General features: G+C 41.5%; 25 protein-coding genes. 17 read left to right on the plus strand and 8 right to left on the minus strand.

Going from position 1 to position 24,625, the window contains the following annotated elements:
• Positions 1 to 67: 67 nt before the first annotated feature.
• Genes hutG through hutH form a run of 4 tightly spaced genes read right to left on the minus strand, consistent with a single transcriptional unit; the run spans position 68 to position 5,863 of the window.
• On the minus strand, positions 68 to 1,039 hold the full coding sequence (gene hutG / locus ACQQ5U_RS10120; RefSeq protein WP_437397235.1) for a formimidoylglutamase: 972 nt from the start codon (positions 1,037 to 1,039) through the stop codon (positions 68 to 70).
• Positions 1,040 to 1,043: 4 nt separating this feature from the next.
• Entirely contained in the window at positions 1,044 to 3,047 is a 2,004-nt protein-coding gene (locus tag ACQQ5U_RS10125; RefSeq protein ID WP_437397237.1) for a urocanate hydratase, read from the minus strand.
• Between the two features lie 10 nt (positions 3,048 to 3,057).
• Positions 3,058 to 4,284, minus strand: a complete 1,227-nt coding sequence (gene hutI / locus ACQQ5U_RS10130) for an imidazolonepropionase (protein ID WP_437397239.1) — start codon at positions 4,282 to 4,284, stop codon at positions 3,058 to 3,060.
• 1 nt (position 4,285) lies between these two features.
• Positions 4,286 to 5,863, minus strand: a complete 1,578-nt coding sequence (gene hutH, locus ACQQ5U_RS10135; protein WP_437397240.1) for a histidine ammonia-lyase — start codon at positions 5,861 to 5,863, stop codon at positions 4,286 to 4,288.
• 75 nt (positions 5,864 to 5,938) lie between these two features.
• Between hutH and ACQQ5U_RS10140 the strand changes: the two genes are divergently transcribed.
• Positions 5,939 to 6,826: a LysR family transcriptional regulator gene (locus ACQQ5U_RS10140; protein WP_437397242.1), complete on the plus strand. Its 888-nt coding sequence runs from the start codon at positions 5,939 to 5,941 to the stop codon at positions 6,824 to 6,826.
• 48 nt (positions 6,827 to 6,874) lie between these two features.
• Entirely contained in the window at positions 6,875 to 7,429 is a 555-nt protein-coding gene (locus ACQQ5U_RS10145) for a nitroreductase family protein (RefSeq protein WP_437397243.1), read from the plus strand.
• On the opposite strand, the gene ACQQ5U_RS10150 is transcribed toward ACQQ5U_RS10145, so the two are convergent.
• On the minus strand, positions 7,426 to 7,938 hold the full coding sequence (locus ACQQ5U_RS10150; protein WP_437397245.1) for a DUF456 domain-containing protein: 513 nt from the start codon (positions 7,936 to 7,938) through the stop codon (positions 7,426 to 7,428). The genes ACQQ5U_RS10145 and ACQQ5U_RS10150 overlap by 4 nt on opposite strands.
• A gap of 114 nt (positions 7,939 to 8,052) precedes the next feature.
• Between ACQQ5U_RS10150 and ACQQ5U_RS10155 the strand changes: the two genes are divergently transcribed.
• The 15 genes from ACQQ5U_RS10155 to ACQQ5U_RS10225 all read left to right on the plus strand — a co-directional run bounded on the left by ACQQ5U_RS10155 (position 8,053) and on the right by ACQQ5U_RS10225 (position 21,306).
• A complete protein-coding gene (locus tag ACQQ5U_RS10155; protein WP_437397247.1) occupies positions 8,053 to 8,493 on the plus strand; it encodes a hypothetical protein in 441 nt (146 codons plus the stop codon).
• 113 nt (positions 8,494 to 8,606) lie between these two features.
• Positions 8,607 to 10,832 (plus strand): TonB-dependent receptor, encoded by a 2,226-nt coding sequence (locus ACQQ5U_RS10160; RefSeq protein ID WP_437397249.1) that lies wholly within the window; start codon positions 8,607 to 8,609, stop codon positions 10,830 to 10,832.
• A gap of 120 nt (positions 10,833 to 10,952) precedes the next feature.
• Positions 10,953 to 11,312, plus strand: a complete 360-nt coding sequence (locus tag ACQQ5U_RS10165; protein ID WP_437397251.1) for a BlaI/MecI/CopY family transcriptional regulator — start codon at positions 10,953 to 10,955, stop codon at positions 11,310 to 11,312.
• Positions 11,312 to 13,126, plus strand: a complete 1,815-nt coding sequence (locus ACQQ5U_RS10170) for a TonB family protein (RefSeq protein ID WP_437397253.1) — start codon at positions 11,312 to 11,314, stop codon at positions 13,124 to 13,126. The genes ACQQ5U_RS10165 and ACQQ5U_RS10170 overlap by 1 nt, the downstream gene beginning before the upstream one ends.
• 9 nt (positions 13,127 to 13,135) lie before the next feature.
• Positions 13,136 to 14,272, plus strand: a complete 1,137-nt coding sequence (locus ACQQ5U_RS10175; RefSeq protein ID WP_437397255.1) for a tetratricopeptide repeat protein — start codon at positions 13,136 to 13,138, stop codon at positions 14,270 to 14,272.
• A 44-nt stretch (positions 14,273 to 14,316) separates the two neighbouring features.
• Positions 14,317 to 14,796 carry a hypothetical protein gene (locus tag ACQQ5U_RS10180; protein WP_437397257.1) on the plus strand — a complete coding sequence of 160 codons (480 nt, stop codon included), beginning with the start codon at positions 14,317 to 14,319 and terminating at the stop codon, positions 14,794 to 14,796.
• 1 nt (position 14,797) lies between these two features.
• On the plus strand, positions 14,798 to 15,355 hold the full coding sequence (gene ruvC, locus ACQQ5U_RS10185) for a crossover junction endodeoxyribonuclease RuvC (protein WP_437397258.1): 558 nt from the start codon (positions 14,798 to 14,800) through the stop codon (positions 15,353 to 15,355).
• 54 nt (positions 15,356 to 15,409) lie between these two features.
• Positions 15,410 to 15,766: a four helix bundle protein gene (locus ACQQ5U_RS10190; RefSeq protein WP_437397261.1), complete on the plus strand. Its 357-nt coding sequence runs from the start codon at positions 15,410 to 15,412 to the stop codon at positions 15,764 to 15,766.
• A gap of 39 nt (positions 15,767 to 15,805) precedes the next feature.
• Positions 15,806 to 16,954 carry a radical SAM family heme chaperone HemW gene (gene hemW / locus ACQQ5U_RS10195; protein WP_437397262.1) on the plus strand — a complete coding sequence of 383 codons (1,149 nt, stop codon included), beginning with the start codon at positions 15,806 to 15,808 and terminating at the stop codon, positions 16,952 to 16,954.
• Between the two features lie 84 nt (positions 16,955 to 17,038).
• On the plus strand, positions 17,039 to 17,791 hold the full coding sequence (locus tag ACQQ5U_RS10200; protein ID WP_437397506.1) for a cyclase family protein: 753 nt from the start codon (positions 17,039 to 17,041) through the stop codon (positions 17,789 to 17,791).
• Positions 17,792 to 18,142, plus strand: a complete 351-nt coding sequence (locus ACQQ5U_RS10205; protein WP_437397263.1) for a DUF4260 domain-containing protein — start codon at positions 17,792 to 17,794, stop codon at positions 18,140 to 18,142.
• Between the two features lies 1 nt (position 18,143).
• Positions 18,144 to 18,767: a DUF4230 domain-containing protein gene (locus ACQQ5U_RS10210; protein WP_437397264.1), complete on the plus strand. Its 624-nt coding sequence runs from the start codon at positions 18,144 to 18,146 to the stop codon at positions 18,765 to 18,767.
• A gap of 2 nt (positions 18,768 to 18,769) precedes the next feature.
• Positions 18,770 to 19,174 carry a Dabb family protein gene (locus ACQQ5U_RS10215; protein ID WP_437397265.1) on the plus strand — a complete coding sequence of 135 codons (405 nt, stop codon included), beginning with the start codon at positions 18,770 to 18,772 and terminating at the stop codon, positions 19,172 to 19,174.
• Entirely contained in the window at positions 19,171 to 19,530 is a 360-nt protein-coding gene (locus tag ACQQ5U_RS10220) for an MmcQ/YjbR family DNA-binding protein (protein ID WP_437397266.1), read from the plus strand. The genes ACQQ5U_RS10215 and ACQQ5U_RS10220 overlap by 4 nt, the downstream gene beginning before the upstream one ends.
• Positions 19,531 to 19,536: 6 nt before the next feature.
• Positions 19,537 to 21,306, plus strand: coding sequence for a MutS-related protein (locus ACQQ5U_RS10225; protein WP_437397268.1), 1,770 nt, complete (start codon positions 19,537 to 19,539; stop codon positions 21,304 to 21,306).
• Here the strand turns inward: ACQQ5U_RS10225 and ACQQ5U_RS10230 are convergent.
• The 3 genes from ACQQ5U_RS10230 to ACQQ5U_RS10240 form a co-directional block, all read right to left on the minus strand.
• The gene (locus ACQQ5U_RS10230; RefSeq protein WP_437397269.1) at positions 21,303 to 22,403 is read right to left on the minus strand and encodes a DUF4407 domain-containing protein; all 1,101 of its coding nucleotides are present in this window, start codon (positions 22,401 to 22,403) and stop codon (positions 21,303 to 21,305) included. The genes ACQQ5U_RS10225 and ACQQ5U_RS10230 overlap by 4 nt on opposite strands.
• 104 nt (positions 22,404 to 22,507) lie before the next feature.
• A complete protein-coding gene (locus ACQQ5U_RS10235; RefSeq protein ID WP_437397270.1) occupies positions 22,508 to 24,238 on the minus strand; it encodes a M56 family metallopeptidase in 1,731 nt (576 codons plus the stop codon).
• A 2-nt stretch (positions 24,239 to 24,240) separates the two neighbouring features.
• Positions 24,241 to 24,606 (minus strand): BlaI/MecI/CopY family transcriptional regulator, encoded by a 366-nt coding sequence (locus tag ACQQ5U_RS10240; RefSeq protein WP_437397271.1) that lies wholly within the window; start codon positions 24,604 to 24,606, stop codon positions 24,241 to 24,243.
• Between the last annotated feature and the right edge of the window lie 19 nt (positions 24,607 to 24,625).

Below are 24,625 nucleotides of genomic sequence, written 5' to 3' on the forward strand. Positions count from 1 at the left end.
AGTGTAAAATAAGAACGGATGTCACCTCGAGCGCAGTCGAAAGGCTCAGAATGACAAATAAGTGCCGTCAACTTCCCGAAACAGCATGAGCCACATGATGCACCAGCGAGGCGGCCAATTTTGCCGTTTGCCCGTCAATATCGTATTTGGGATTCATCTCGGCAATGTCCATACTGATTAATTTTCCAGAACCTATAATCGTTTTTAAACATTCCAAAACCATATAAGGGCTAAAACCCATGGGTGAAGGGGCGCTAACTCCAGGAGCATAGGCCGATGAAAAACCATCCAAATCGATGGTCACATAAATATGATCTACGTTCTTGGCAAACGCATTGATCCAAGTTGTGATTTCATTTAATAGTGGAGTTTGAAAGGTGTCGTTCATCACATAAATGACATCAAGATCTCTGGCCGTTTGAAACAGGCTTCTATCGTTGGCATCCTTTCGGATACCGAGGCAGAGATACTTAAAATCAATGCCTTCTTTTTCGCAGTCCTTGGCTATCTGATAAAACGGGGTACCCGAGTTACTTTGCTCCGTGTTTTTCCGCAAATCAAAATGCGCATCAAAATTGATGATACCGATGGTCTGTCCCTCTTTTTTGGTGTCCAAATATGTTTTGATACCATTGTAATGCCCGTAAGCCATATCGTGCCCACCGCCTAAAACGATCGGGAATTGCTTTTTCTCCAAGAGAACTTTGACAGCTTCCGCGAGTTGTTCCTGTGCTGATTCCATATCGCTATTGGCACAAGTAACCGAACCCACATCGTGTAAAAGCACATTGCTTCCCAAATGGTTGGGCATTTTGGCAAAACTACTTTTAATAGCATCTGGACCATCTTCTGCTCCAACACGCCCCTGATTGCGGTGCACTCCGGCATCGCAGGCGTAGCCCAAAAGGGATATGGCTTTTTTCTGGGCTTCGGGAAGTTCTTCCAAGGGTGTACAATGCACTTTTTCGTGTAAATACAACCATTTGTTGGAGATTCGACCTGTCCAAAGGTTCTTTTTAGGGTGTTCGTAGTGTTTCATCACATTAAAATAGGTCGTCCAAAATATTGGACTCTACAAGATAAGGCAAAGTTACTTTTAAATTTGGAGAGCGTTCCATTTCACGTTCAATGGCAAATCGGGCTTCTTTGTTCCGTGCCCAACTTCTGCGGGAAATACCATTGTTTACATCAAAGAACAACATTTTCTCCAATCGGTTGGAGGCCTCTTCGGAACCATCGAGCACCATGCCAAATCCGCCATTGATTACTTCTCCCCAGCCAACACCTCCACCATTATGGATGGAAACCCAAGTGGCTCCCCTAAAACTATCACCAATCACATTTTGAATGGCCATATCTGCAGTGAACTTGCTGCCATCGTAAATGTTGCTGGTTTCTCGAAAAGGTGAATCCGTTCCACTTACATCATGATGGTCACGACCCAATACCACGGGAGCACTAATTTCTCCCTTGGCAATCGCCGTGTTGAAAGCATCGGCAATTTTGCTTCGTCCTTCAGCATCAGCATAGAGGATTCGAGCCTGTGAGCCTACTACCAATTTGTTCTGTTCCGCTTCCGAAATCCATTTGATGTTGTCCTGCATCTGCTGTTGGATTTCTTCTGGCGCTTCGGATTTTATCTTTTTCATTACTTCCAAGGCAATGGTATCGGTCTTTTGGAGGTCTTTTGGGTCGCCCGATGTACAGACCCATCGGAAGGGGCCAAAGCCATAATCAAAACACATGGGCCCTAAAATATCCTGCACGTAGGACGGATACCTGAAATCGATATTATTTTCAGCCATTACATCACCGCCCGCTCGGGAAACTTCCAATAAAAAAGCGTTGCCGTAATCAAAAAAGTAGGTGCCCTTTGCGGTGTGCTTGTTGATGGCGTTGATTTGTCTTCGCAATGATTCCTGCACTTTTTCCTTAAAGGCTTCTGGATTTTCTACCATCAAAGCATTGGACTCCTCAAACGAAAGTCCAACAGGATAATAGCCACCTGCCCAAGGGTTGTGCAAAGAGGTTTGGTCGGAACCTAAATGAATAAAAATGTCCGCTTCAAAAAAACGTTCCCAAACATCCACCACATTACCGATATAGGCCAAGGAAACAACTTCCTTGTTTTCCACAGCCTCTTTGGTACGAACCACCAACAGATCTAAATCGACCAACAATTCATCCACCCAACCTTGGTCATGTCTTTTTTTGGCAGCTTCGGGATTGACTTCGGCACAAATGGTAATACCTCCAGCAATGTTTCCGGCTTTGGGTTGGGCACCGCTCATTCCTCCAAGTCCGGCAGTCAAGAAAATCTTACCTTCGGGGGATTCATTTTGCTTCAATACTTTTCGGAACGCATTCATGACCGTAATGGCCGTACCATGCACAATGCCCTGTGGGCCAATGTACATATAGGAACCAGCCGTCATCTGTCCGTATTGTGTTACGCCAAGTGCGTTGTATTTTTCCCAATCATCGGGTTTGGAGTAGTTGGGAATCATCATGCCATTGGTGACGACCACTCGTGGAGCTTCTTTGGATGATGGGAAAAGACCCATCGGATGACCCGAATACATATTCAAAGTTTGCTCCTCGGTCATTTCCGCCAAATATTTCATGGTGAGCAGATATTGCGCCCAGTTTTGGAAAACCGCTCCATTGCCTCCATAGGTAATAAGTTCTTCAGGGTGTTGTGCTACGGCAGGGTCCAAATTGTTCTGAATCATCAGCATAATTGCCGCTGCCTGATGTGTTTTGGCAGGGTATTCCGAAATGGGCCGTGCATACATCTCATAATCGGGCTTGAACCGATGCATATAGATACGACCATAGGTTTTGAGTTCTTCCGCAAATTCTACGGCGAGCTCCTTGTGCCAAGTTTCGGGGAAATACCGTAGCGCATTCTGTACGGCCAATTTTTTTTCTTCCTTGGAAAGGATGTCCTTCCGTTTTGGGGCCGGATTCCCATTTTTGGGATACTCCTTTTTTGGAGGAAGTTGCTTTGGTATACCTTGTAATATCTGTTGCTGAAATTCAGTCATGATTCAATTTTTAGTGGATGGGCGTTCCTTTTTTCCAAACCTCGCAGGGTTTTAATTGCCCTTGGTGATAGGTGATTTCTTGATAGTTATCCGTAGGGAAAATAACAAAATCTGCTACTGCACCGACTTCAAGCTTTCCTCTGTCTTCCAATCGTAAAGCTGCTGCTGCCCTTGAAGTAATCCCTGCCAAAACCTCGGTGTTGGACAGTTTTTCGAAAGTGCCCAAAATACTGGCTTGGGTCAGTAGGTCGCCCATGGGAGCGGACCCTGGATTATGGTCGCTGGCAATGGACAAAGCGCCACCTGCATCCAAAATTTTTCGTGCTGGCGTGTAGGCGCACCCCAAACCAATAGACGCTCCGGGCAAGGCGGTCGCAATGGTGTTGCTCTTTGCCAATAATTGGATTTCTTTTTCGGTGCTGGCCTCCAAATGGTCGGCGCTTACCGCATCAAAATCCACTGCAACTTGACTGCCGCCCGTGGTAAATTGGTCGGCATGTACCGTAATATCGAATCCCATTTCCTTTGCTTTTTGAAAATAGGGCTTGATTTCCTCAGGGGAAAAGGCACTTTCTTCCACAAAGGCATCAACTCGATGGGCCAAGTTTTCGGTTTTGATGATGGGAAACAATTCCTTGATAATCACATTGAGATAATCCTTGTCCTGATTCCAATCTTTTGGCTTCATATGGGCTGCCAAACAAGTGGGGATTAACGAAGCATTTGATGTTTCGTTGGCCTGCTTGATAGCGCGTAGTATTTTCAATTCTTCATCTACGGAAAGGCCGTAACCACTTTTCACCTCAATGGTGGTTACACCGTTTTTGAGATGTTTTTTACTTCTGGAAATAATGCCTTCAACCAATTCATCTTGTGATGCTTTTCGGGTTTGGGTCACCGTGTCCCAAATGCCGCCACCAGCTTTGGCAATTTCCAAATAGGTTTTTCCGGCGTTTCGGAAGGCATAATCGCGAGCACGAGTGCCTCCAAAACAGATATGGGTGTGGGAGTCCACAAATCCGGGTAAGCAAACATGATGACCTTGGATATAATGTACATCGATATCATCGGATTTTAAATCATCAAAAACACCAACTTTTAGAATTTTTCCTTCGGAAACCAAAATGCCTCCGTTTTCAATGATGGGCAGTTGCTCATCTTTTAGGGTTCCTTTTAAAGGGAGTCCCGTCATGGGAAGTAATTGGGTAAAAGGTCCTATTAATAATGGTCTGTTCATTTTAATATGTTTCAAATGCTTCAAGATGTGGTGTGTCCCATTTCAGTTGTTTCTCATCCATCACACGGTCTACCAAATCAATAATCTCTCGGTTTTGAATGATTTCGATTCCTTTTTCGATGTCGTCGGCAAAAACGCGGTCGTTTTCGGCAAAAGCAACCTTTGTCCTCAGGAATGTATGGATTTCATCCAACACAATCCCCGATTTTAGTGGTTTTCTGTACTCGAATGCCTGCGCTGAGGTCAATAATTCGATGGAAAGGATTTTCTCGACGTTGCTGATTATGTTGAGGGCCTTTCTACCGCTGATGGAACCCATGCTCACATGATCCTCCTGACCCAAAGAAGTGGGGATGCTATCGGCGCTGGCGGGAAAACATAGGCTTTTGTTCTCGCTGGCCAATGCTGCAGAAGTGTATTGTAAAATCATATAGCCGGAATTGATGCCCGTATCATTCATCAATAATTTGGGAACACCTGGGCTGTTCCCTTCGAGGGCCAGATAGATGCGTCGGTCTGAGATATTTCCAATTTCCGAAGCGGCCAAGGCGGCATAATCCAAGGCCATGGCCAAGGGCTGTCCGTGGAAGTTTCCGCCACTGATGGTCAATTCATCATTAATGATGACGGGATTGTCGGTAACCGAGTTGAGTTCGATTTCCAACAATTCCTTGAGGTGGAGCCAAGCATTTCGGGAAGCTCCATGCACTTGTGGCATACATCGCAGGGAGTAGGGGTCTTGCACCCGTTCGCAATCGATATGATCTTCCAAAATCTCGGAACCTTGCAGCAATGTGCGAATCCTACCCGCCACATGTTGGTTCCCCTTGAACGGACGGAGTTGGTGCAATTCTTCAAAAAAGGGCTTCATGGAACCTTGTAGCCCTTCGAGCATCATGGCCCCGATGATGTCCGCATGTCGAAGACAATGCTGTAATTTGTGGACGACCATCACTCCGTGTGCAGCGATAAATTGGGTGCCATTGATCAAGGCAAGCCCTTCTTTTGGGCCCAATTCCAAAGGCTTTAATCCTGTTTGTTCAAATAACGCTCGGGTCGGGATGGTTTTCCCCTGATATTCCACCTTGCCGAGGCCAATCAAGGGTAGAAACAGATGGGATAGCGGAGCCAAATCTCCAGAAGCCCCAACCGAACCTTGCGATGGAACCACGGGAATGGCGTCATTTTCCAAATGCCAGAGCATCCGCTCCAATGTAGCTTCGGCAATACCCGAATATCCTTTTGCCAGGGCATGGATTTTTAGAATCAGCATAATTTTTGCCAATTCATTGGAAATGGGTTCACCTACTCCTACACTGTGACTTTGTAATATGTTGGATTGAAGAATTTTGGTGTCCTCTTTGGATATTTTGGTATTGCACAATGGGCCAAATCCCGTATTGATACCATACACCGTATCGCCTTTTTCTACAATACGCTGTACACGTTGGAAACTCGCATTTACATTTTTTAGGCATTCATCTGTAAAAATACCTTTTATGCTGCCTTGGGCCAACCCCAAAGCTATGCTTGCGGTTAAATGGTCCTCGCCAAATTGAAATGTTCGGTCTATTGCCATGCTTTTTTCTTTTGAATAAAATTAGCGGTTAGGTTTAATAATCACCAATACTTATTTTTGTAACAATCAATAAGTATGAATTATCAAATAGAACTTCGACATTTTATTTATTTTTTGGCGGTTGCCGAAGAGCTTCACTATCGAAAAGCAGCTGAAAAACTCTTTATTTCTCAACCAGGTCTGAGTACACAGATTAAACAAATGGAAGAGATTTTGGAAACTCAACTTTTTGTGAGGGATAAGAAAAAGGTGAGTTTGACCCCGGCAGGGGAATTTTTAAAAAAGGAAGTGGAATTCATTTTAAACCATTTGGATCAGACAAAAAAACAAGTAAAACTTATCGGAGATGGGCAATTGGGGGAGGTGCGAATCGGATTTTTGGGTTCGGCCATGCAAAATGTGGTTCCCAATTTGTTGTTGGGGTTGAAGGAAAAGTATCCAACGGTACATACCACTTTAGAAGAGCTTTCCAACCGGGCGCAAATCAATGCGATATTGGCCGATCGTTTGGATCTTGGTTTTGTACGATTATCCAGAGTGCCAAAAGGACTTGAAGTAAGACCTGTTTTTGAGGACACTTTTTCTTTGGTGCTGCCAGCGGAGCATTATTTGGATGCAAAGAATTTCAAAAATATCAATCAAGTGGCGGATCAAGATTTTATCCTATTTTCTCAAGATTACAGTCCCATGTACTACGATACTGTTCTGAGTATTTGTGAAGATAGTGGGTTTGTGCCCAATGTTTCCCATAAATCGGTGCATGCGCAGACCATTTTTAAATTAGTAGAGAACAAATTGGGCATTGCCATTGTACCAACGACGCTTCAACACGGATTTCAGATGAAGGTGAAGTTCATCGAAATGAAAAAGATAAAACAGCGCGCTGTATTGAGCATGGTCTGGAAAAGGGATAATCGAAACCCTGCTCTTCAAAAATGCATGGATTTACTCATGAAATTATGATGGCAATATTTTGGAGCGTAACTTTGGGATTCAACTTAATTCACCAGTATGATTTTTGATTTGATAAAGGAAAGAAGAAGCATTTTTCCTCCACAATTTACCGATAGACCTATATCGAGAGAAACCCTAGAAAAGATTTTGGAAGCCGCCAATTGGGCTCCGACCCATAAAAAAACGGAACCTTGGCGTTTTAAAGTACTAATGGGAGAAAAGAAACAGGAGTTGGGTGTCTTTTTATCCAACAAATATCAGGAGGTAGACCCCAAGCCAAAGCAAATGAAAATCAAAAAACTGCAATTCAACCCATCCAATTCTGCTGCGGTAATCGCCATTTGCATGCAACGAGACCCTAAGGAGAGTTTGCCAGAATGGGAAGAGATTGCCTCCGTGGCCATGGCGGTACAAAATATGTGGTTGTGCTGCACTGAATTGGGCATTGGAACTTATTGGGCTTCACCGGGCCTCATCAAGTTTATGGATGAATTCTTTGATTTGAAGGAAGGAGAAAAGTGTCTTGGTTTTTTATATATGGGTTATTATGAGGGTGATGTGGAACCATCCAACAGAACCCCTATTTCTGAAAAAGTAGAATGGTTGGACTAACTAAAGCTAAATAAGTCTCCGGCATACTTTATGGTGATGTAAACATAGAAAATGGCATACATAACCGTGACCACAAATTTCATGAAGGTACCTGTTAAAAAGCCTAAAAACGAACCGAAAGCCGCCTTCATGGCGGTTTTTTTGTTGGCCTTGTTCAATAGTTCACCTACCAAGGCCCCAATAAATGGCCAAATGATAATGCCCAACGGACCGAAAACGGGAACAAAGATGGCTACAAGTAAGCCTATAATGGTACCCCACATGCCCGCTTTGCTGCCACCGAACCGTTTGGTACCCATAGCGGGTATCGCATAATCTAAAATGGTAATAGTAATTGCAATCACAAAAGTGACCCCCAAAATCCACCAATTATCGGGTACTGCTTTGGTTAAATAAAGCAGTAACAATCCAACCCAACTTATAGGTGGGCCTGGCAATACGGGCAAAAAGCTGCCCAGTATCCCGACCAGCATCAAAAGGAACCCTAAAATGAGCAATGCAATATCCATGGTTGTGCTTTATTGTTAGACAAATGTAGCTGACAATTGTTACAAACAAAATCAAAATAAAACCCTACCCATAAAAATTTCGTAAGTAAATTTGAAACCACTTATCAATAGGTCGTGAAAACGAATAAAACACATCCAAAATCAAGGCTCATCCAAATGGGGTGTACTGCGATGTGTATGTTTTACCTATTGGGACTTTTTAATGGCTTGGTACTGGAAACCCTCCACGAAGTATCGCACATTTTGGCTCCAAAATCGCACCATCATAACTTTACATCGGGTCACGAAGCTATCGATTATTCTTCTTTGGAAGCCATTGCGGGACACTCGCACGAAGCTCTGGAAGCTTTAAAGGATTTGTTGGTGGCCAATCAGAAAGATAAGCAGGAATCCAAGGATGAAATCAGTCTTAAACTGGATAAACATGTTGTTGAAGAAACCCATGTTCCATCCAAGATAGATACTTCAATTGCCAGTAAAAGTGATTGGGCATACCAAAGAAAAACTTCTTTTTGGTGCCAAGGTGTTAGTACGCCCCCTCCCCAGCATAGCTGAATCGGCTAGACCAAAATTTTAAGGAACGCGCTTCATCCATACTTCGATGAAGCAAGGTCTAGTGTACGTATTGTTCAGACTTATTTACACAAATCAAATTAAAAGACAACGACATGAAATATTTTATGGCGACATTGTCCATGCTGTTCATGGGCACAATCGCTGCACAAAACATAACCGGAAAACTGGTAGATGAAGCAGGTTCTCCATTGGAAGACGCTGGTATTTTTAACAAGACCAGTGGTCAACACAGCCATACTGATGGCACAGGGCAGTTTGTTCTGGATAGAACCTCGGTAAACGATACGATTTATTTTTCAAGATTAGGATACGCTACTCAAACCCGAGTGGTGAATCAAGCGGATTTACAAAATCCGTTGACCATAGTTTTTGAAGAGAGTTCTATTTCTTTGGACCAAGTAGTTTTGGTGTCAAAGGTGGACGCTTTGAGTAGGATAGTAGATGTGGATGTGAAAACTAATCCCGTAAAATCATCACAAGAAATTTTAAGAAAGGTGCCAGGATTGATTATTGGTCAACACGCCGGAGGAGGAAAAGCCGAGCAAATATTCTTGCGTGGTTTTGATGTGGATCACGGTACCGATGTAGCCATCAATGTGGATGGGATGCCCGTGAATATGGTCTCCCACGCTCATGGGCAAGGCTATGCAGACCTTCACTTTGTGATTCCGGAAACCATTGAAAACGTAAACTTTGGAAAAGGACCTTACTATGCCGATCAAGGGAATTTTAATACGGCGGGTTATGTAAACTTGAAGTTGCGGAAAAGCTTGGACAAAAGCATGTTGTCCACCGAGGTGGGCCAATTTGGTGCGCGTAGGTTTATGGGGATGTTCAATGTGATGGAGAACCAGAACAGCAATGCTTACTTGGCTTCCGAACTGTATTTGACGGATGGCCCGTTTGAGTCGCCGCAGAATTTTAATCGAATCAATATTTTGGGAAGATATCGCTATGCACTACCAGGTAATCAAGAGTTGTTGTTGACCGCCTCGCACTTTTCAAGCAAATGGGATGCATCAGGACAAATACCGCAAAGAGCGGTAGATCAAGGATTGATTGGTCGATTTGGTGCCATCGATGATACTGAGGGCGGACAAACGAGCAGAACCAACTTCGTATTGAATCATAACAAAAACTTGGGTGAGGGGAAATCACTCAATACCATGGCATTTGTGTCCCATTACGACTTTGAACTCTTTTCCAATTTTACCTTTTTCTTGGATGATCCCGTAAATGGAGATCAGATCAGACAATTTGAAGACCGCATGCTGGTGGGTGCCAAGACGGTTTTTCAGAATAGTTCGGCCAGTTTGGGAGACATAGGTTTTAAATACAATGCAGGGATTGGTTTTAGATACGATAATGTGGACGATAACCAATTATCCCGCACCTTGAACCGTCAAGAATTATTGGAGCGTTTGGCCTATGGCGATGTGGATGAGGTAAATGGTTATGCATTTGCCGGAGCCGAATTTAAATCAGGGAAATTTACTTTTGAGCCTGCTGTCCGTTTGGATTATTTTAGGTTCGATTACATTAATAAGATGAGTGAGCGGTTCGATAGTCGAAGCGAGGAAAAAGTCGCTTTTAGTCCAAAGTTCAATACCATTTACAGTCCAACCGAGAACACCCAGTTTTTTTTGAAAACGGGAATTGGTTTTCACTCCAATGATACCAGAGTTGTAGTGGCGAACGGGGGCGAAGAGATACTACCAGCCGCTTACGGTGTGGATTTGGGAACCATAGTTAGACCAGTGGATAAATTGGTCTTGAACGCCACATTGTGGACGTTGTTCCTAGATCAGGAATTCGTATACGTGGGCGATGCCGCAATTGTGGAACCTAGCGGAAAAACCCGTAGAATGGGAATCGAAGTAGGAGCGAGGTATCAGCCTTTGGATTGGCTTTACCTATATACCGATGCCAATTATACGCACGCACGAAGCACCGAAGAGGCCGATGGAGAAGACTACATTCCTCTGGCACCTGATTTTACCATGGCAGGTGGTGTGACTTTAGGTGGAAATCAAGGTTTTTCTGGAGGATTGAATTACCGATATATTGATGACAGACCCGCCAATGAGGACAATTCCATTGTCGCAGAAGGCTATTTTGTCACCGACGCAACCCTTAACTATAGTGTAAACAACTGGACCTTTGGTTTGATTGTGGAGAACCTTTTCGATACTGAATGGAACGAGACCCAGTTTGCCACGGAAAGCCGTTTGTTCAATGAACCGAATTCGTTTGAGGAGATTCATCTTACGCCGGGAACGCCTTTTTATTTAAGAGGAAAGGTTACCGTTACTTTTTAAACAACTATCCCCCAGAATACTACACTGGGGGATTTTTTATCCGTTTTTTAACTAAAAAATTAGTTTAAACTAAATATTTAGTTATATTTGTTTCATATTGAACTAAAAAGTTAGTTAAAAATGAAACAACTCACCAAGGCGGAAGAAGAGGTAATGCAGCTCCTCTGGAAAATTGAAAAGGGGAATGTGGCCGCAATTTTGGAGGAATTGCCAGAACCCAAGCCAGCATATAATACCGTATCCACCATTGTTCGGATTTTGGAGGATAAAGGTTTTGTTTCCCACGAAAAAGTGGGCAAGGGGCATGTATACTTTCCTTTGATGAAAAAAGAAGAATACAGCAATCAGAGCCTGAACAAATTGATGGATGGATATTTTCAAGGATCTTTCTCTAGTATGGTGTCCTTTTTTATGAAGAAGAATGACATCAGCTTAAAGGAACTCGAAGAAATTATGAAGAACATTAAAGACAAAGAGTAATGATTACCTATATATTAGAATCTTTAGCATTTCAACTAGTCTTTTTGCTGGCTTACGACCTTTTTCTAAAGAAAGAGACCTTTTTTCAATGGAACCGAGTATATCTGTTGGGCACGTTTGCCCTTTCCCTAATATTGCCTTGGGTTAAGATTGAGGCTCTAAAGACTCCCATGCCTCAAGAGTTCGAAACCACAACGGTGTTTCTTACACAGTTGAATGGAGTGGTGCTTGGCCCAGGCGTAGAAGAAACTAGTTTTCTGGAACGTATCCCTTGGCCATATTGGGTACTGGGAATTGGAAGTCTTTTGGCAACCCTTTGGTTTATCTATAAGTTGATTCAAATAAGGCAATTGCGTAAAAAAGGTTTGGTAGAGCGTTACCAAGACTTTACAAAAGTCACGGTTCCTAAAAGCACCTCTGCCTTCTCCTTTTTCCGAAATATTTTTATGGGCGAAGACATCAAAAAGGACAAAGAGGCCAATATCATGGCCCACGAACTGGTGCATGTAAAACAATGGCATTCCTTGGACCTCCTCTTTTTTGAGTTGGCTCGAATTGTTTTCTGGTTCAATCCCTTGGTTTATGTCTACCAAATTAGGGTGTCTGAGCTGCACGAGTTCATCGCAGATGCCAAAGCAATCAAAAACAATAAAAAAGAACATTTTGAAATGCTGTTGTCGGAAGCATTCAGTACGCAGAACATCAGTTTTGTCAATCAATTTTTTACTAAATCACTAATCAAAAAACGAATAGTCATGTTACAAAAAAAGAAATCCAAAGCCGTATGGCAGTTAAAGTACGTATTGTTGTTGCCTATGGTATTGGGTATGCTGGTATATACTTCTTGTCAAACTGATTCTAGTATGGATGCAAATTCAAAAGAAGCTTCCCTGGAAGAACGTTTGGTAAAACTTAATAGTGAAATAGAGAGCAAGGACTCCCTTACCATGAATGAAAGGAATGAAATTGCCAAAATGGCTCAGACCATGGTGGACGGAGTGAACAAATCTACCAAAACTGTTGATGGATGGACCGTGAATGTAGGTATAAATACTTCCGGAGGTATCGGAGTTCCCTTTGCGGTTGTTGATGAGGTCCCTATTTTTCCTGGGTGTGAAGATGCCGTTGATAAAAAAGCCTGTTTTCAGGAAAAAATGCAGGCACATATCCGTAAAAACTTTCACTATCCTGATGCTGCTCAAGAACAAGGCATTCAAGGTAGGGTCAGTGCTATTTTCATAATTGATACAGAAGGAAATGTGGTAGATATCAAAATGAGGGGGCCTCACGAAGTTTTGGAAAAAGAAACCGAACGAATTTTATCAAGGTTGCCCAAAATGCAACCGGGCAAGCAAGATGGTGAAGCGGTAAATGTTCCTTTTTCAATACCGATAACGTTCAGGTTACAAGGAAATGATGAGGAAGAAATCAACAAAGAGATTCAAAAATTCGGTGAAAGAGGAAAAGGTTGGGTTCCCTTTACCACCATAGATGAGGCTCCTGTTTTTCCTGGATGTGAAGATGCTACGGACAAGCGAGCTTGCTTTTTGGAAAACGTACAAAATCATGTGCGTAAACATTTTAGATATCCTGAAGAAGCTCAAGAACAGGGGATACAGGGAAGAGTTGCCATAATGTTCGGTATAAACGCAGAAGGGGAGATAGTGGACATCAAATCGAAAGGACCAAGTCCTATTTTGGAAGCGGAAGCCCAACGAATAATTGCTAGATTACCTAAAATGGAACCAGCAAAGCAGGACGGAAAACCTGCCGACGTGATTTTTTCCATTCCTATTACTTTTAAATTAAAATAGGCCTATAATTTGAAGAAGATATTTGTTCTCTTTCTGTTAATATTTTTCAAAGCCGGTGCCCAAACATCGGCTTTGTCCGTAGCCGATAGTCTGTATGCTCTGGGCAATTATGCATCGGCCATTAATGAGTATGCCAAGGCTGGAGACAAAAAAGCGAGCCTTCAAATAGCTAGGGCATATAATGTCATTGGGAATTATGACAAGTCCGTTGCACAATACACCTCCATTTTGGAGAGCAACCCAAAATTTGACTTGGCTAGGTTCGAACTGGGCAAGTTGTTGTTAAAGACCAAAAGCTTTGGACCTGCATTGGATGAATTCAATGTTTTGACAGCTTCAAAACAAGAGAATCCCGAGTATTACTATTATCTAGGGCGCACGTATGAATCCGTGAAGAACGCCGATAAGGCCAACAAAGCATTTAAAGCAGCTGTGGCCATGGACAGCACCCATCTGCGGAGTCTGTATGCTCTCGGAAAATATTATGTGGGACAAGAAATAAAGGATTCCGCACTAGTTTATATCGATAAAGGCCTTCGGTTTTATAAAGATGATGTGGCTATGATTAACTTAAAAGCGTTGGCTTTTTATAATAATGGACAATTCCAACTGGCCATTCCCCATTTTGAACGATTGTTAGAGCTCGGTGAGACAAAACCCTTTGTATTCGAGAAATTGGCCTTTTGTTACTTTCGAAATTGGGAACCAGAAAGGGCATTGGATACCTATCACAAATTAAGCATGTTTCCCGATAAATTAGCAGTCGCCTATGCGGGATTGGGTCAAGTGTATTTTGAGGAAAAGGAGTTGGACAGTGCACAATACTATATTGAAAAATCCATTGAAGAACGAATGGCCTTGTTTCCGCAAGAATACGCAAGTCTTGGTCGCATAGCTCGATTAAAGGGTCAGACAAAAAAGTCCATGGATTACTATGAAAGGGCATGGGAGGAGAACAAGGATGACTATCGAAACTATTATCAAGTCTGCATTTTGGCCGATGAATACTATAAGGACCCCAAAACTCGCTTAAACTATTACGCAAAATTGCTCAAAATGTATCCCGACATTGTTCCGTTCCTAAAGGAACGGGTCAAAAAACGTATCTCGGAGATAAAAGAGGAAATCCATTTTGCCAGCAACTGATTTCTTCAAAATATCGTAATTTCAGCCAAATTATAGGGGCTGTCATGCAGAAGTTTGTTTTGTTAATCATTTTTATGGGGTTGCTCGTATCCTGCGAGCTGTTCGAGTCCAAGGAGGACAAGACCCAAAAATTGGTAAATGAAGAACTTTTGGCCATTGATTGGAATGATGTTGACCAATACCCGCTTTTTGAGGATTGTGACGAAACTGCATCCAAAGATGCGCAGCAAGAGTGTTTTCAAAATGTGATTACCGAGTACTTTTCCGAAGCTTTGGCAGGACTTAAGTTTCAAGTCAGAAATGATATGAACGATACGGTCTATATCGATTTTCTGATTGATGAGCATGGTTTTATTTCCGTGTTGAACGTGGAGGAGAAGACCTCAGTGTTGAATGAAATATCGGATTTCAATACCAAAATCTCCGAACGTTTGAACGATTTGATCACAGTAGCACCCGCATTGAAAAGAGGAAACCCGGTAAGTCTGCGTTTTCGGCTTCCGCTGGTACTAAACACCTACTAATTTGGCAACAGAAAAAATTATATTGGGAATAGACCCTGGAACCACGATTATGGGTTTCGGAATCATCAAGGTGATCAATAAACAAATGTATTTTGTGCAGATGAATGAGCTGATGCTCAAAAAATATGATGACCCCTACGTAAAACTCAAACTTATTTTTGAGCGCACTTTGGAGTTGATCGATACATATCACCCCGATGAAATTGCCATTGAAGCGCCCTTCTATGGCAAAAACGTGCAATCCATGCTCAAATTGGGCCGTGCTCAGGGAGTGGCAATGGCCGCTGGACTGTCCCGAGAAATACCTATTACCGAGTATATGCCCAAAAAGATAAAAATGGCCATTACGGGGAATGGGAATGCTAGCAAAGAGCAGGTGGCCCGAATGCTTCAGAGCGTCCTGAAATTAAAATCTTTGCCCAAAAACCTGGATAGTACCGATGGATTGGCCGCCGCCGTTTGTCATTTCTACAACGAGGGTAGGGTAGAGGTCGGAAAAAGCTACACGGGCTGGGAGGCTTTCATCAAACAAAACCCAAACAAGGTTAAAAAACAATAGACAATGAACAATTGACAATAAATAAGATATCCCCGTTCCCAAACTTATCTACCTATGCAAAAAGAGAATCCCTTGATGAAGAAATCTTATGATTTCGCTTTAGAAACCGTTCGATTGTATAAGACTATTGTGTCTTCAAAACGAGAATATGTGCTGTCCAAACAAATGCTTAGGTCTGGTACATCAATTGGAGCAAATATTAGTGAGGCAAACGGAGCGATTTCAACAGCTGACTTTTCGGCTAAAATTTCAATAGCATACAAGGAGAGTTTGGAAGTAAAATATTGGTTGGCTCTTTTAAAAGATTCCGATTACATTTCAAAGGATATCGCTAAGTCATTAATTTTGAAAGCAGACGAGCTCTCCAAAATAATGTTCTCCATTTTGAAAACCACCAGAATCAAAAAATAATAATTGTTCATTGCTAACTGTTAATTGATCATTGATTGAATGAGCGGAATTTATATTCACATTCCTTTTTGCAAGCAAGCTTGTCATTACTGTGATTTTCATTTTTCCACACAATTGGGAAAAAAGGAAGCTATGGTCAATGCTATTGTCAAGGAACTGGTATTGCGAAAAGCTGAGGTGGATGATGAAGTGGAAACCATTTATTTTGGTGGAGGAACCCCATCAGTATTATCCAATGATGAAATTGAACGTTTGATTCAGGCTGTGTATGACAATTACAGAGTAATTGACCATCCAGAAATTACATTGGAAGCCAATCCAGATGATTTAGTGTCATCTCGAGCGCAGTCGAGAGATCTCTTTTTGGAATACAAAAATGCTGGCATCAATCGTCTCAGCATCGGTATTCAATCTTTCTTTGATGAAGACTTAAAACTGATGAACCGTGCCCATAATGCCGGTGAAGCAGAAAAATGCATTCAAGCAGCTACGCAGTATTTTGACAATATCACCATTGACTTGATTTATGGAATCCCAGGAATGGACAACAAACGATGGAAATCCAACATCCAGAAGGCATTGGATTTTGGCCTGCCTCATATTTCCAGCTATGCATTGACCGTGGAACCCCGAACCGCCCTGAAAAAATTCATAGAAAAAGGAGTTGTCCCCGATGTCGATGATGAGCAGGCCCAGGAGCAGTTTCATATTTTGGTGGATGTGTTGGAAGCCGAAGGTTTTGTGAACTATGAGATTTCCAATTTTGGGAAACTCGGATTTTTCTCCAAAAACAATACGGCATACTGGCTAGGAAAAAAATATTTGGGTGTCGGGCCGTCCGCCCATTCTTTTGACGGTGAACATCGAAGTTGGAACATCAGGAATAACCCAACCTATATCAAAAAAATAGACGAGGATGTTCTGCCTAGCGAAATCGAAACTCTTTCTAAAACTGATAGGTACAACGAGTATGTGATGACGGGTCTTCGAACCATTTGGGGGGTTGATTTGGATAGGGTAGCTAACGAATTTGGAGAGAATTATCTAAAATATCTCAACCAACAAGCGGTTAAATTTCTGGAGCAGGATTTACTGATTTTAGCTAATGGAAAATTGCTCACCACCAAAAAAGGCAAGTTTTTGACCGATGGAATTGCGAGTGATCTTTTTATGGTTAATTTAAAGTAGTAAATTGTCGTTTCTGTGAAAACAGGAATCCATGAAGTAGAATTGATTCCCAAAAATATTGGGAAAGACAAAAAGCAACAAAATTTGATAGCCTCGATAAAACACAACTCTCGAAACTATAAAATAGACCTGACCAAACCTCTTGATATCTCCATTGCTTTGCAGGATGGGGATGAAAATGTAAATGCTTGGTATTTGGACCCGCCTAAAATATCGCCCCACAAACAAGATGGTTTTGTGGGGAAAGTTTCTGAGGGAGCTCCTGTTAATTTCAACGATATTTGGTTTAATCCACATTCGCATGTAACACATACCGAATGCTTGGGACATATATCTGAGGAGTTCAACTCCATCAATAAAAAGTTGAAGCAATTTTTCTTTTTGGCCGAGGTAATTACAGTAGCTCCCGAACAAAAGGGAGACGATTTTGTCATATCCGAAAAGCAAATAAAGTACGCTTTGGGAAATAAAAAAAGGCAGGCTGTGGTCATCAGGACCATACCCAATTTGGATTACAAGCGATCAAAAAAATATTCGGATACCAATCCACCTTATTTAATGGAGGATGCTGCCAAATATTTGGTAAAAAAAGGTGTGGAGCATTTGCTTATCGATTTACCATCTGTGGACAAAGAAAGGGATGACGGAGAACTTTTGGCGCACAAAGCTTTTTGGAATATGGGTGGAAAACGAAGAACAAAAGCTACCATTACCGAGTTTATTTACGTGCCCAACCCAGTGGAGGATGGTACCTATTTTTTAAACCTGCAAGTAGCACCTTTTGAGAATGATGCCAGCCCAAGTAGGCCAGTTCTTTATAAAATTGAGGATAAATAGATGAAAACAACACTTAAGTTAGAAGAGGTTATGATGTTTGCATTGGGCATTTACCTCTTTGGTTTATTGGATTATGCTTGGTGGTGGTTTTTGGTTTTGATATTAACCCCGGATATTGGTATGATTGGTTACCTTTTCGGAAACAAAGTGGGTGCCTTTTCCTATAATTTGTTTCATCATAAAGGCTTGGCCATACTAATTTACCTTGCCGGCATCTACTTTTCAATACCTTTATGTCAGTTAATTGGTGTGATTTTGTTCTCACACTCGTCTTTGGACAGAATATTGGGCTACGGATTAAAATATGATAAAGGATTTAAGTTTACCCATTTGGGTGAAATAGGTAAATAACATGGGGGAAGTTGTAGACATAGTTTTGGGATTAATATTGGGAGCCATATTGATGTATTGGGTCTTTTCTTTGTTCCGAAAAAAGAAGAACAAAGAGATAACCGAGGAGCAATCAACCGTAATCTTGAATAAAATACGGAGCGTGTGCAAATTGGTTTCTGTTGAAGGTGATTTTGCGGAAATCTATCACTACGAGAATACCAAGGACAGTTTTATGAGTCTGTTCCGAAGCAAGAAGAAGGCACTGATCATCATCAAGGCCAAAGCGCACATCGGATACGATCTGAATAAGCTCGATTTGAAGGCAGAAAACGATAAAAAGAAAATCATACTGAGTCATTTTCCAGAGCCAGAGGTGCTTTCCATTGAACCTGATTTACAATTTTATGATATTAAAAATGGTATATTCAACAGTTTTTCGCCTACGGATTTGACCAATCTCAACCTAGAGGCCAAAGAGCATATCAGAAAAAAGATACCAGAAAGCGGATTGATGGAAACTGCAAAAAATGAAGCGCTACAGGCCGTTTTGGTCGTAGAGAAAATCGTGGAAACTATCGGGTGGACATTGGATTATTCTGCCTTGGAAATATCAACTAGTGAAAAACAATCTATAGAAGAGTAAACATGAAAACAAAAATCATAACCTTGCTTTTGGTGGGTGTATTTGCCACCAGTTGTGTACAAATCAAAACCGATATGGACAATAATTTTGACCACACGTATGCGCATGTGGTTTATTTCTGGTTTAAAAATCCGGATAGTCAAGCCGACAGAGCTACTTTTGAAAAATCCTTGACCAAATTTTTGGACAATTCCCAGTATGCCAAAACAAAATTCATTGGTACACCACCAAAGGCCATACGCGATGTGGTGGATGATTCCTTTACCTACTCTTTGATTCTTTCTTTTGAATCTGCCGAAGATCAGGCTGCTTACCAAGAAGAACCACCACATTTGGTGTTTGTCGAAGAATGCGAGGATCTATGGGAAAAGGTAATCGTTTACGACTCTCAGGGCATCAAACAATGAATGTGGAAGAACTTAGGGAGCTTTGCATCTCCAAAAAAGGGGTAACCGAAGAGTTTCCTTTTGATGCTGATACTTTAGTATTTAAAGTAATGGGCAAAATGTTTGCCTTGGTTCCTTTGGAACGGCAACCATCGCAATGCAATCTTAAATGTGACCCTGAACGAGCGGTGGAGCTCCGTGAAGAATATGATGGTGTGATTACCCCAGGCTATCATATGAGCAAAATACATTGGAACACCCTTTACATAGAGCAATTGCCCGAAACATTGATTAAAGAGCTAATCAACCATTCTTATGATTTGGTTGTGGCTAGTCTCACCAAAAAACTACAACAAGAGCTTAAAAATTTAGGCTGACATTTAATGGAAGATTTAAAAGGCTTTTACGAATCCCAACGGAATAGACATCAGCAAGAACATCAGCAGGTAAAAAAGCGATTGGCGCTTTTGGCCACGCTTAGACTTTCTGTTTTTGTGGCTTTTTGGTTGGCAATCTATTTGTTTTGGGGCGCTACCGTTTTATTGTTGACCCTGCCGGTTTTAGTTGTATTATTCCTGTATTTGGTCACACGGTTCAGTAATGTAAAACGTTATAAAAAGTATTTAGAAAGGCTTATAGCCATCAATACCACGGAATTGGAAATCTTGGATCGCCGTTATCAAGATTTACCGGATGGAAAGGAATTTTTAAAACCAAATCACCCATATGCGCAGGATTTGGACCTTTTTGGAAGGGGGTCTTTTTATCAATATGCCAACCGTACCACTTTGGTGCAGGGCAGGCAGGTGTTTTCTGGGCTTTTGTTAGATGGATATCCAAAGGATATAGCTAAAAAACATGAGGCGATTCAGGAATTGGCCAGGTTGCCCGAGTGGCGACAGCATTTCTCGGCCTTGGCCGGGGAGACCCAACCCAAAATATCTCCTGATGTGGTCTCCGACTGGATGAAAAACCACAAATCTTTTATGCCCAAATGGGCTGGAGTTGTCCCTCCGATTTTTGCTTTGCTGTCCATTTTGGCAATCACCTTGGCCGCTATGGGCATAGTACCAGAAAGTTTGGTTTTGTTTTGGTACTTTTTGGGTGTGGGTGTTGTTGGTCGATACGGCAAAAATATTATTGGCTTTACCGCAAAAGTATCAGAGGCACAAGAAACCATTCAGCAACATCAACGGTTGATTTCCGAACTGGAGGAACACACTTTTAGCTCGGAATTGCTACAGGAACTTCAAAAGAAATTAGTGATCGGGGGTGAAAAGACATCAAAAATATTAAAACGCTTCTCCCAAAATATGACGATGTTGGAACAACAATTCAACTTGATCGTGTCATTTTTTGCTCAAGGTCTTGGGTTGTACAGTCTATATTATGCTTACAAGGTAGAATCTTGGATAGCAAAATACGGTAGGGAGGTGGAAAGTTGGTTTTCCGCCATTGCGCAGTTTGATGCTTATATCACATTGGGTACCTATGCCTTTAATCATCCAGAGCATACCTATCCCAGTTTGGTAGGTGGAGATATCGTGATAAGTGGAAAAGAAATTGGGCATCCATTGGTGGACCCTAGGAAAAATATCCTCAACGATTTTGAAATAGGAAAGGGACGCTTTTGCATTGTCACGGGAGCTAACATGGCAGGGAAGAGTACATTCTTGCGGGCTGTAGGCTTGCAAATAGTGATGGCAAATATGGGCTTGCCCGTAAAAGGAAGAGAAGTGCTGTACAATCCGGTTCGTTTGTTGACCAGTATGCGTTCTTCGGATTCTTTGGCGGATGAGACTTCTTATTTCTATGCAGAGCTCAAACGTCTAAAATATATTGTTGAAGAACTGGAAAAAGATGACTGTTTTGTGATTTTGGATGAAATCCTGAAGGGTACCAACAGTGTTGACAAAGCCGAAGGCTCCAAAAAATTTGTGGAGCGTTTGGTGAAGAATGGGTCTACGGGCATGGTGGCAACCCACGATTTAAGCCTGTGTATCCTCGCCGATGAACTTCCGGAGGTGGAGAATCGATATTTTGATGCCCAGATCGTAAACGGGGAACTGTTCTTCGATTACAAGTTCAAGGAAGGGGTTTGCCAAAACATGAATGCATCTTTCCTACTAAAAAATATGGGCATTGTGGATTAGAGTCCTTTTACCTGCACATTGTGAAAAGAGTCGGCCTGCAGTCGAAGCAATTCTTCTGCCTTCTCCTTTTTGTAACGATAGAGCTCTTCCTCATTTTTAATGTCGGCATAGATTTGCTGGTTGATCTCTCCATCGGTGGACAACAATAATTTGCGTTGCTCCACTTTTTGGGTTACCCAAGTAGCGACCACACTTTCTTGTTCTTCAAACTTATAATCGTACTCGCCTTTTGGCGCCAACAATTTGGCAATAATCGGAGCTGTTTCAATGGCCAAGAACAGTAAAAAGATAAAAAATGATGGAAACCAGGGCAATTTGCCCAAGGCATTGATGCGTGCCATCAATCCATCAAAACCATCAATAATGGGTTGGGAGTTGGCAACTGCGGTATCGTAATCGGTCTGCAAGGCTGCAATCTGTGTCTCAATGTTTTCAATTTTTGTAGTGTTGGTTTCTTTTAAGGTGTTAAGTTCGGCCAAGGCAGCATCATGCTTTTCTCGTTTTTCTTTATAAACAGGCCCTTTGCCTAAAAGCCCCGTTCCTGCGGTACCTTCGGCCTCGGAAATATAAGTGTCATATAGTGTGTTTGTTTCGGCTTCTTTGGTCACAATTTCACCTTTTAGGTTGGCAATGTCTTGGTCAAGGCTTTCAATTTTCGGGGTATATTGGAGTGCCAATTGTTCTTTGTTGTCAAGCGTCATTGCATTTTTCTCTTCCAAAAGCACTTGGTTGATTTCCTTTTCAAAAATCTTCATCTCCAAAGGTTTGGAAATCACTACGGCTATGATTAATGCCAAGACTATCCGTGGGGCTGCTTGAAGCAATTCGCCTTTAAAATTGTCTCGCTTTTTAATGGTGGAAACAATATATCGGTCCAGATTAAAAATGAGTAGTCCCCAAATCAAACCAAAGAAAATGGCCGTGTAAACATTATCAAAAACGGTGTAAAGTGCGTAACCTGAAGCAATAAATGCCATTACTGCGGTAAAGAATACGGTGGCACCGATGCCTGCGTATTTATTGCGTTCCCCATTGGAACAAGTGTCTAAAATTTGGGTGTCCGCTCCTGAGCAGAGGATAAAAAAGCGTTGTAACATAGTGTGTTCTCTTTGATTGATAGGTTATTAGAACGCAATTTTTGTGGATTTGTTACATAAAAAGCCCCAATTAAGGGGCTTTTAACATTGCATGGAGTAGAGGTCTAGTTATCTATAACAATGGGATCCGTTGATAGTTTTACAACAGGGTTGTTGCCATTGGCCTCTCTAGAATCTATGTTTATTTTATGGTTGTTTTGTATGATCTCGATTGCTTTCTTGGCGGATATTTCTTTTCCATTGTACATAAAGGTTGCTCCTTTGGCCGCCATTTTCTTTATGTGCTCCATGGGTGTTGGTGGAGTAGGAGGGACAAGGGGTGCGGGGGGGAGGTCGGGTTGTGTTCCCTTTACTTTTTTAACAGCGGAAGGTGCCTTTGGTGGTTTGGTGGCATCCGGTGCTGGCGGTGCTGGCGGGAAGTTTGGAAATGGTTCCGCATCTGCACGTTGCTTTTTGGACATTTTCCCATAAATTACTTTTAACCGCATTACCTCTTTCTTTTTAATGATCATGTTATTTCGGTCCATGTCATTGTATTTTCTGGCCAGGGCATTGTACTCTTTCATTTCTTCGCGCGTAGCGCTTTGTTGTAATTGCACTTTGCTGTCAACAATTGTCATTTTGTTAGCATTCAAAATCGTTGTGGTTGGAGTAATCGGAACATTATCAATGAATTGACCCTTATCCATAACCGCCTCTTCTGCAAATACTTCAATTAGTTCAATACCTGTAGTTCTTATTACCTTGGATAAGTTTGTTAGCGTTTGGTAATGTACTGGTTGAAGCGCATTGATTTCAACTTTGGTTTCTGAAGCATCATAACTTTGCAGATAGTTTTGGTTTAAAATTTTCGGGATTTCTTTAAAATTCAAATTTTTATCTCCCAATACTACACTTCCGTTATCGAGAAGGTCCATTTTAATGATTTGATTTAAAGAACCTTCTCTTTCAATTTGACGCGTTTCTGTAAATCCGAATAGTAATAAGGCTGTGAGCGGCAGAACCAACAAGCTTCTTAGTACAAATGATGTTTTTGATGTGTTTGTTTTCATGACTGTAAAACGTTTTTTGATTGATGAATAATTAATGGCATTTGCAATGCCAATCGACTGATTTTTGTTAAAACTATCGTGTGATAAGTACGATAATATGGTGTTTTGATAATGTGAATGATCATTATTCCTATCTACTACGGCCCTATCCGCCAAAAATTCATGGTTCAGCTTAATGGATGATTTAAATAGGTAGACAATAGGATTGAACCATAATAGTACTTGGGCCAGTTCAATAAAGATAATATCCAGACTATGTCGTTGTTTGGCATGGGTTTCCTCGTGTAAAATGACTTCCTGCGGAATGTTTTGCCCCTCGAATTGTTCTTTGTTCAAAAATATATAGTTGAAAAAAGTATGTGGAGGCAAAGATTGCTTTAAAAGAACCCTTGTAATAAAATTTTCTTTGAACTTGGGATTCAGACGAATACGTGACCAAATTTGTACAAGATGTCCAATAAAACGGAATCCAAATACAATAACTCCCAGTGCATAAATGCTCCAGAGCATGAGCTCCCAGTTAAAGACAGATTCTTTGGCGACTAGGTTTTCAGTATTGATTTCCAACGTTCCGCTTGTGTTTGTTAAGTTTTGAGCTACCGTGTTTTTCGCTATTTCAACATATTCTGTAAATACAATATTGGGAATTAAAAAGGAGGCAATTAAAGCACCTAAAAGAAAGAATCGTTTAAAATTGTGTACACTTTCTTTTTCCAGGACTAACTTGTAGAAGGCCAAAAAAATGGCTAGGCATGCTGTAGATTTTAAAAGGAAGACTAACATAATTACTTCTTTTTGATTTCGTTGTCTATCAATTTTTTCAATTCTTCCAACTCTGTTTTGCTCAAATTTGTCTCTTGGGCAAAGAAGGAGGCAAATTGACTGGCACTATCGTTAAAGAAGTTTTTAATGAGTCCGTTTACATGTTTGGAAAAATAATCTTTCTTCTTTACCAAAGGATAGTATTCCCTACTTCTTCCGATACTGTTGTAGGCTACAAAACCTTTGTCCGTCATACGTTTTAAAAGCGTTGCCACGGTGGTGGTGGCCGGCTTGGGTTCTGGATAGGCATCTAAAAGGTCTTTCATAAAGGCCTTTTTTAATTTCCAAACAATGTTCATTAACTCCTCTTCGGATTTTGACAACTGCATTTTCAAAACTTTTACAATT

The organism is Flagellimonas lutimaris, from assembly GCF_051494225.1.
In the GTDB taxonomy this organism is placed as follows: Bacteria; Bacteroidota; Bacteroidia; order Flavobacteriales; family Flavobacteriaceae; genus Flagellimonas; species Flagellimonas lutimaris_A.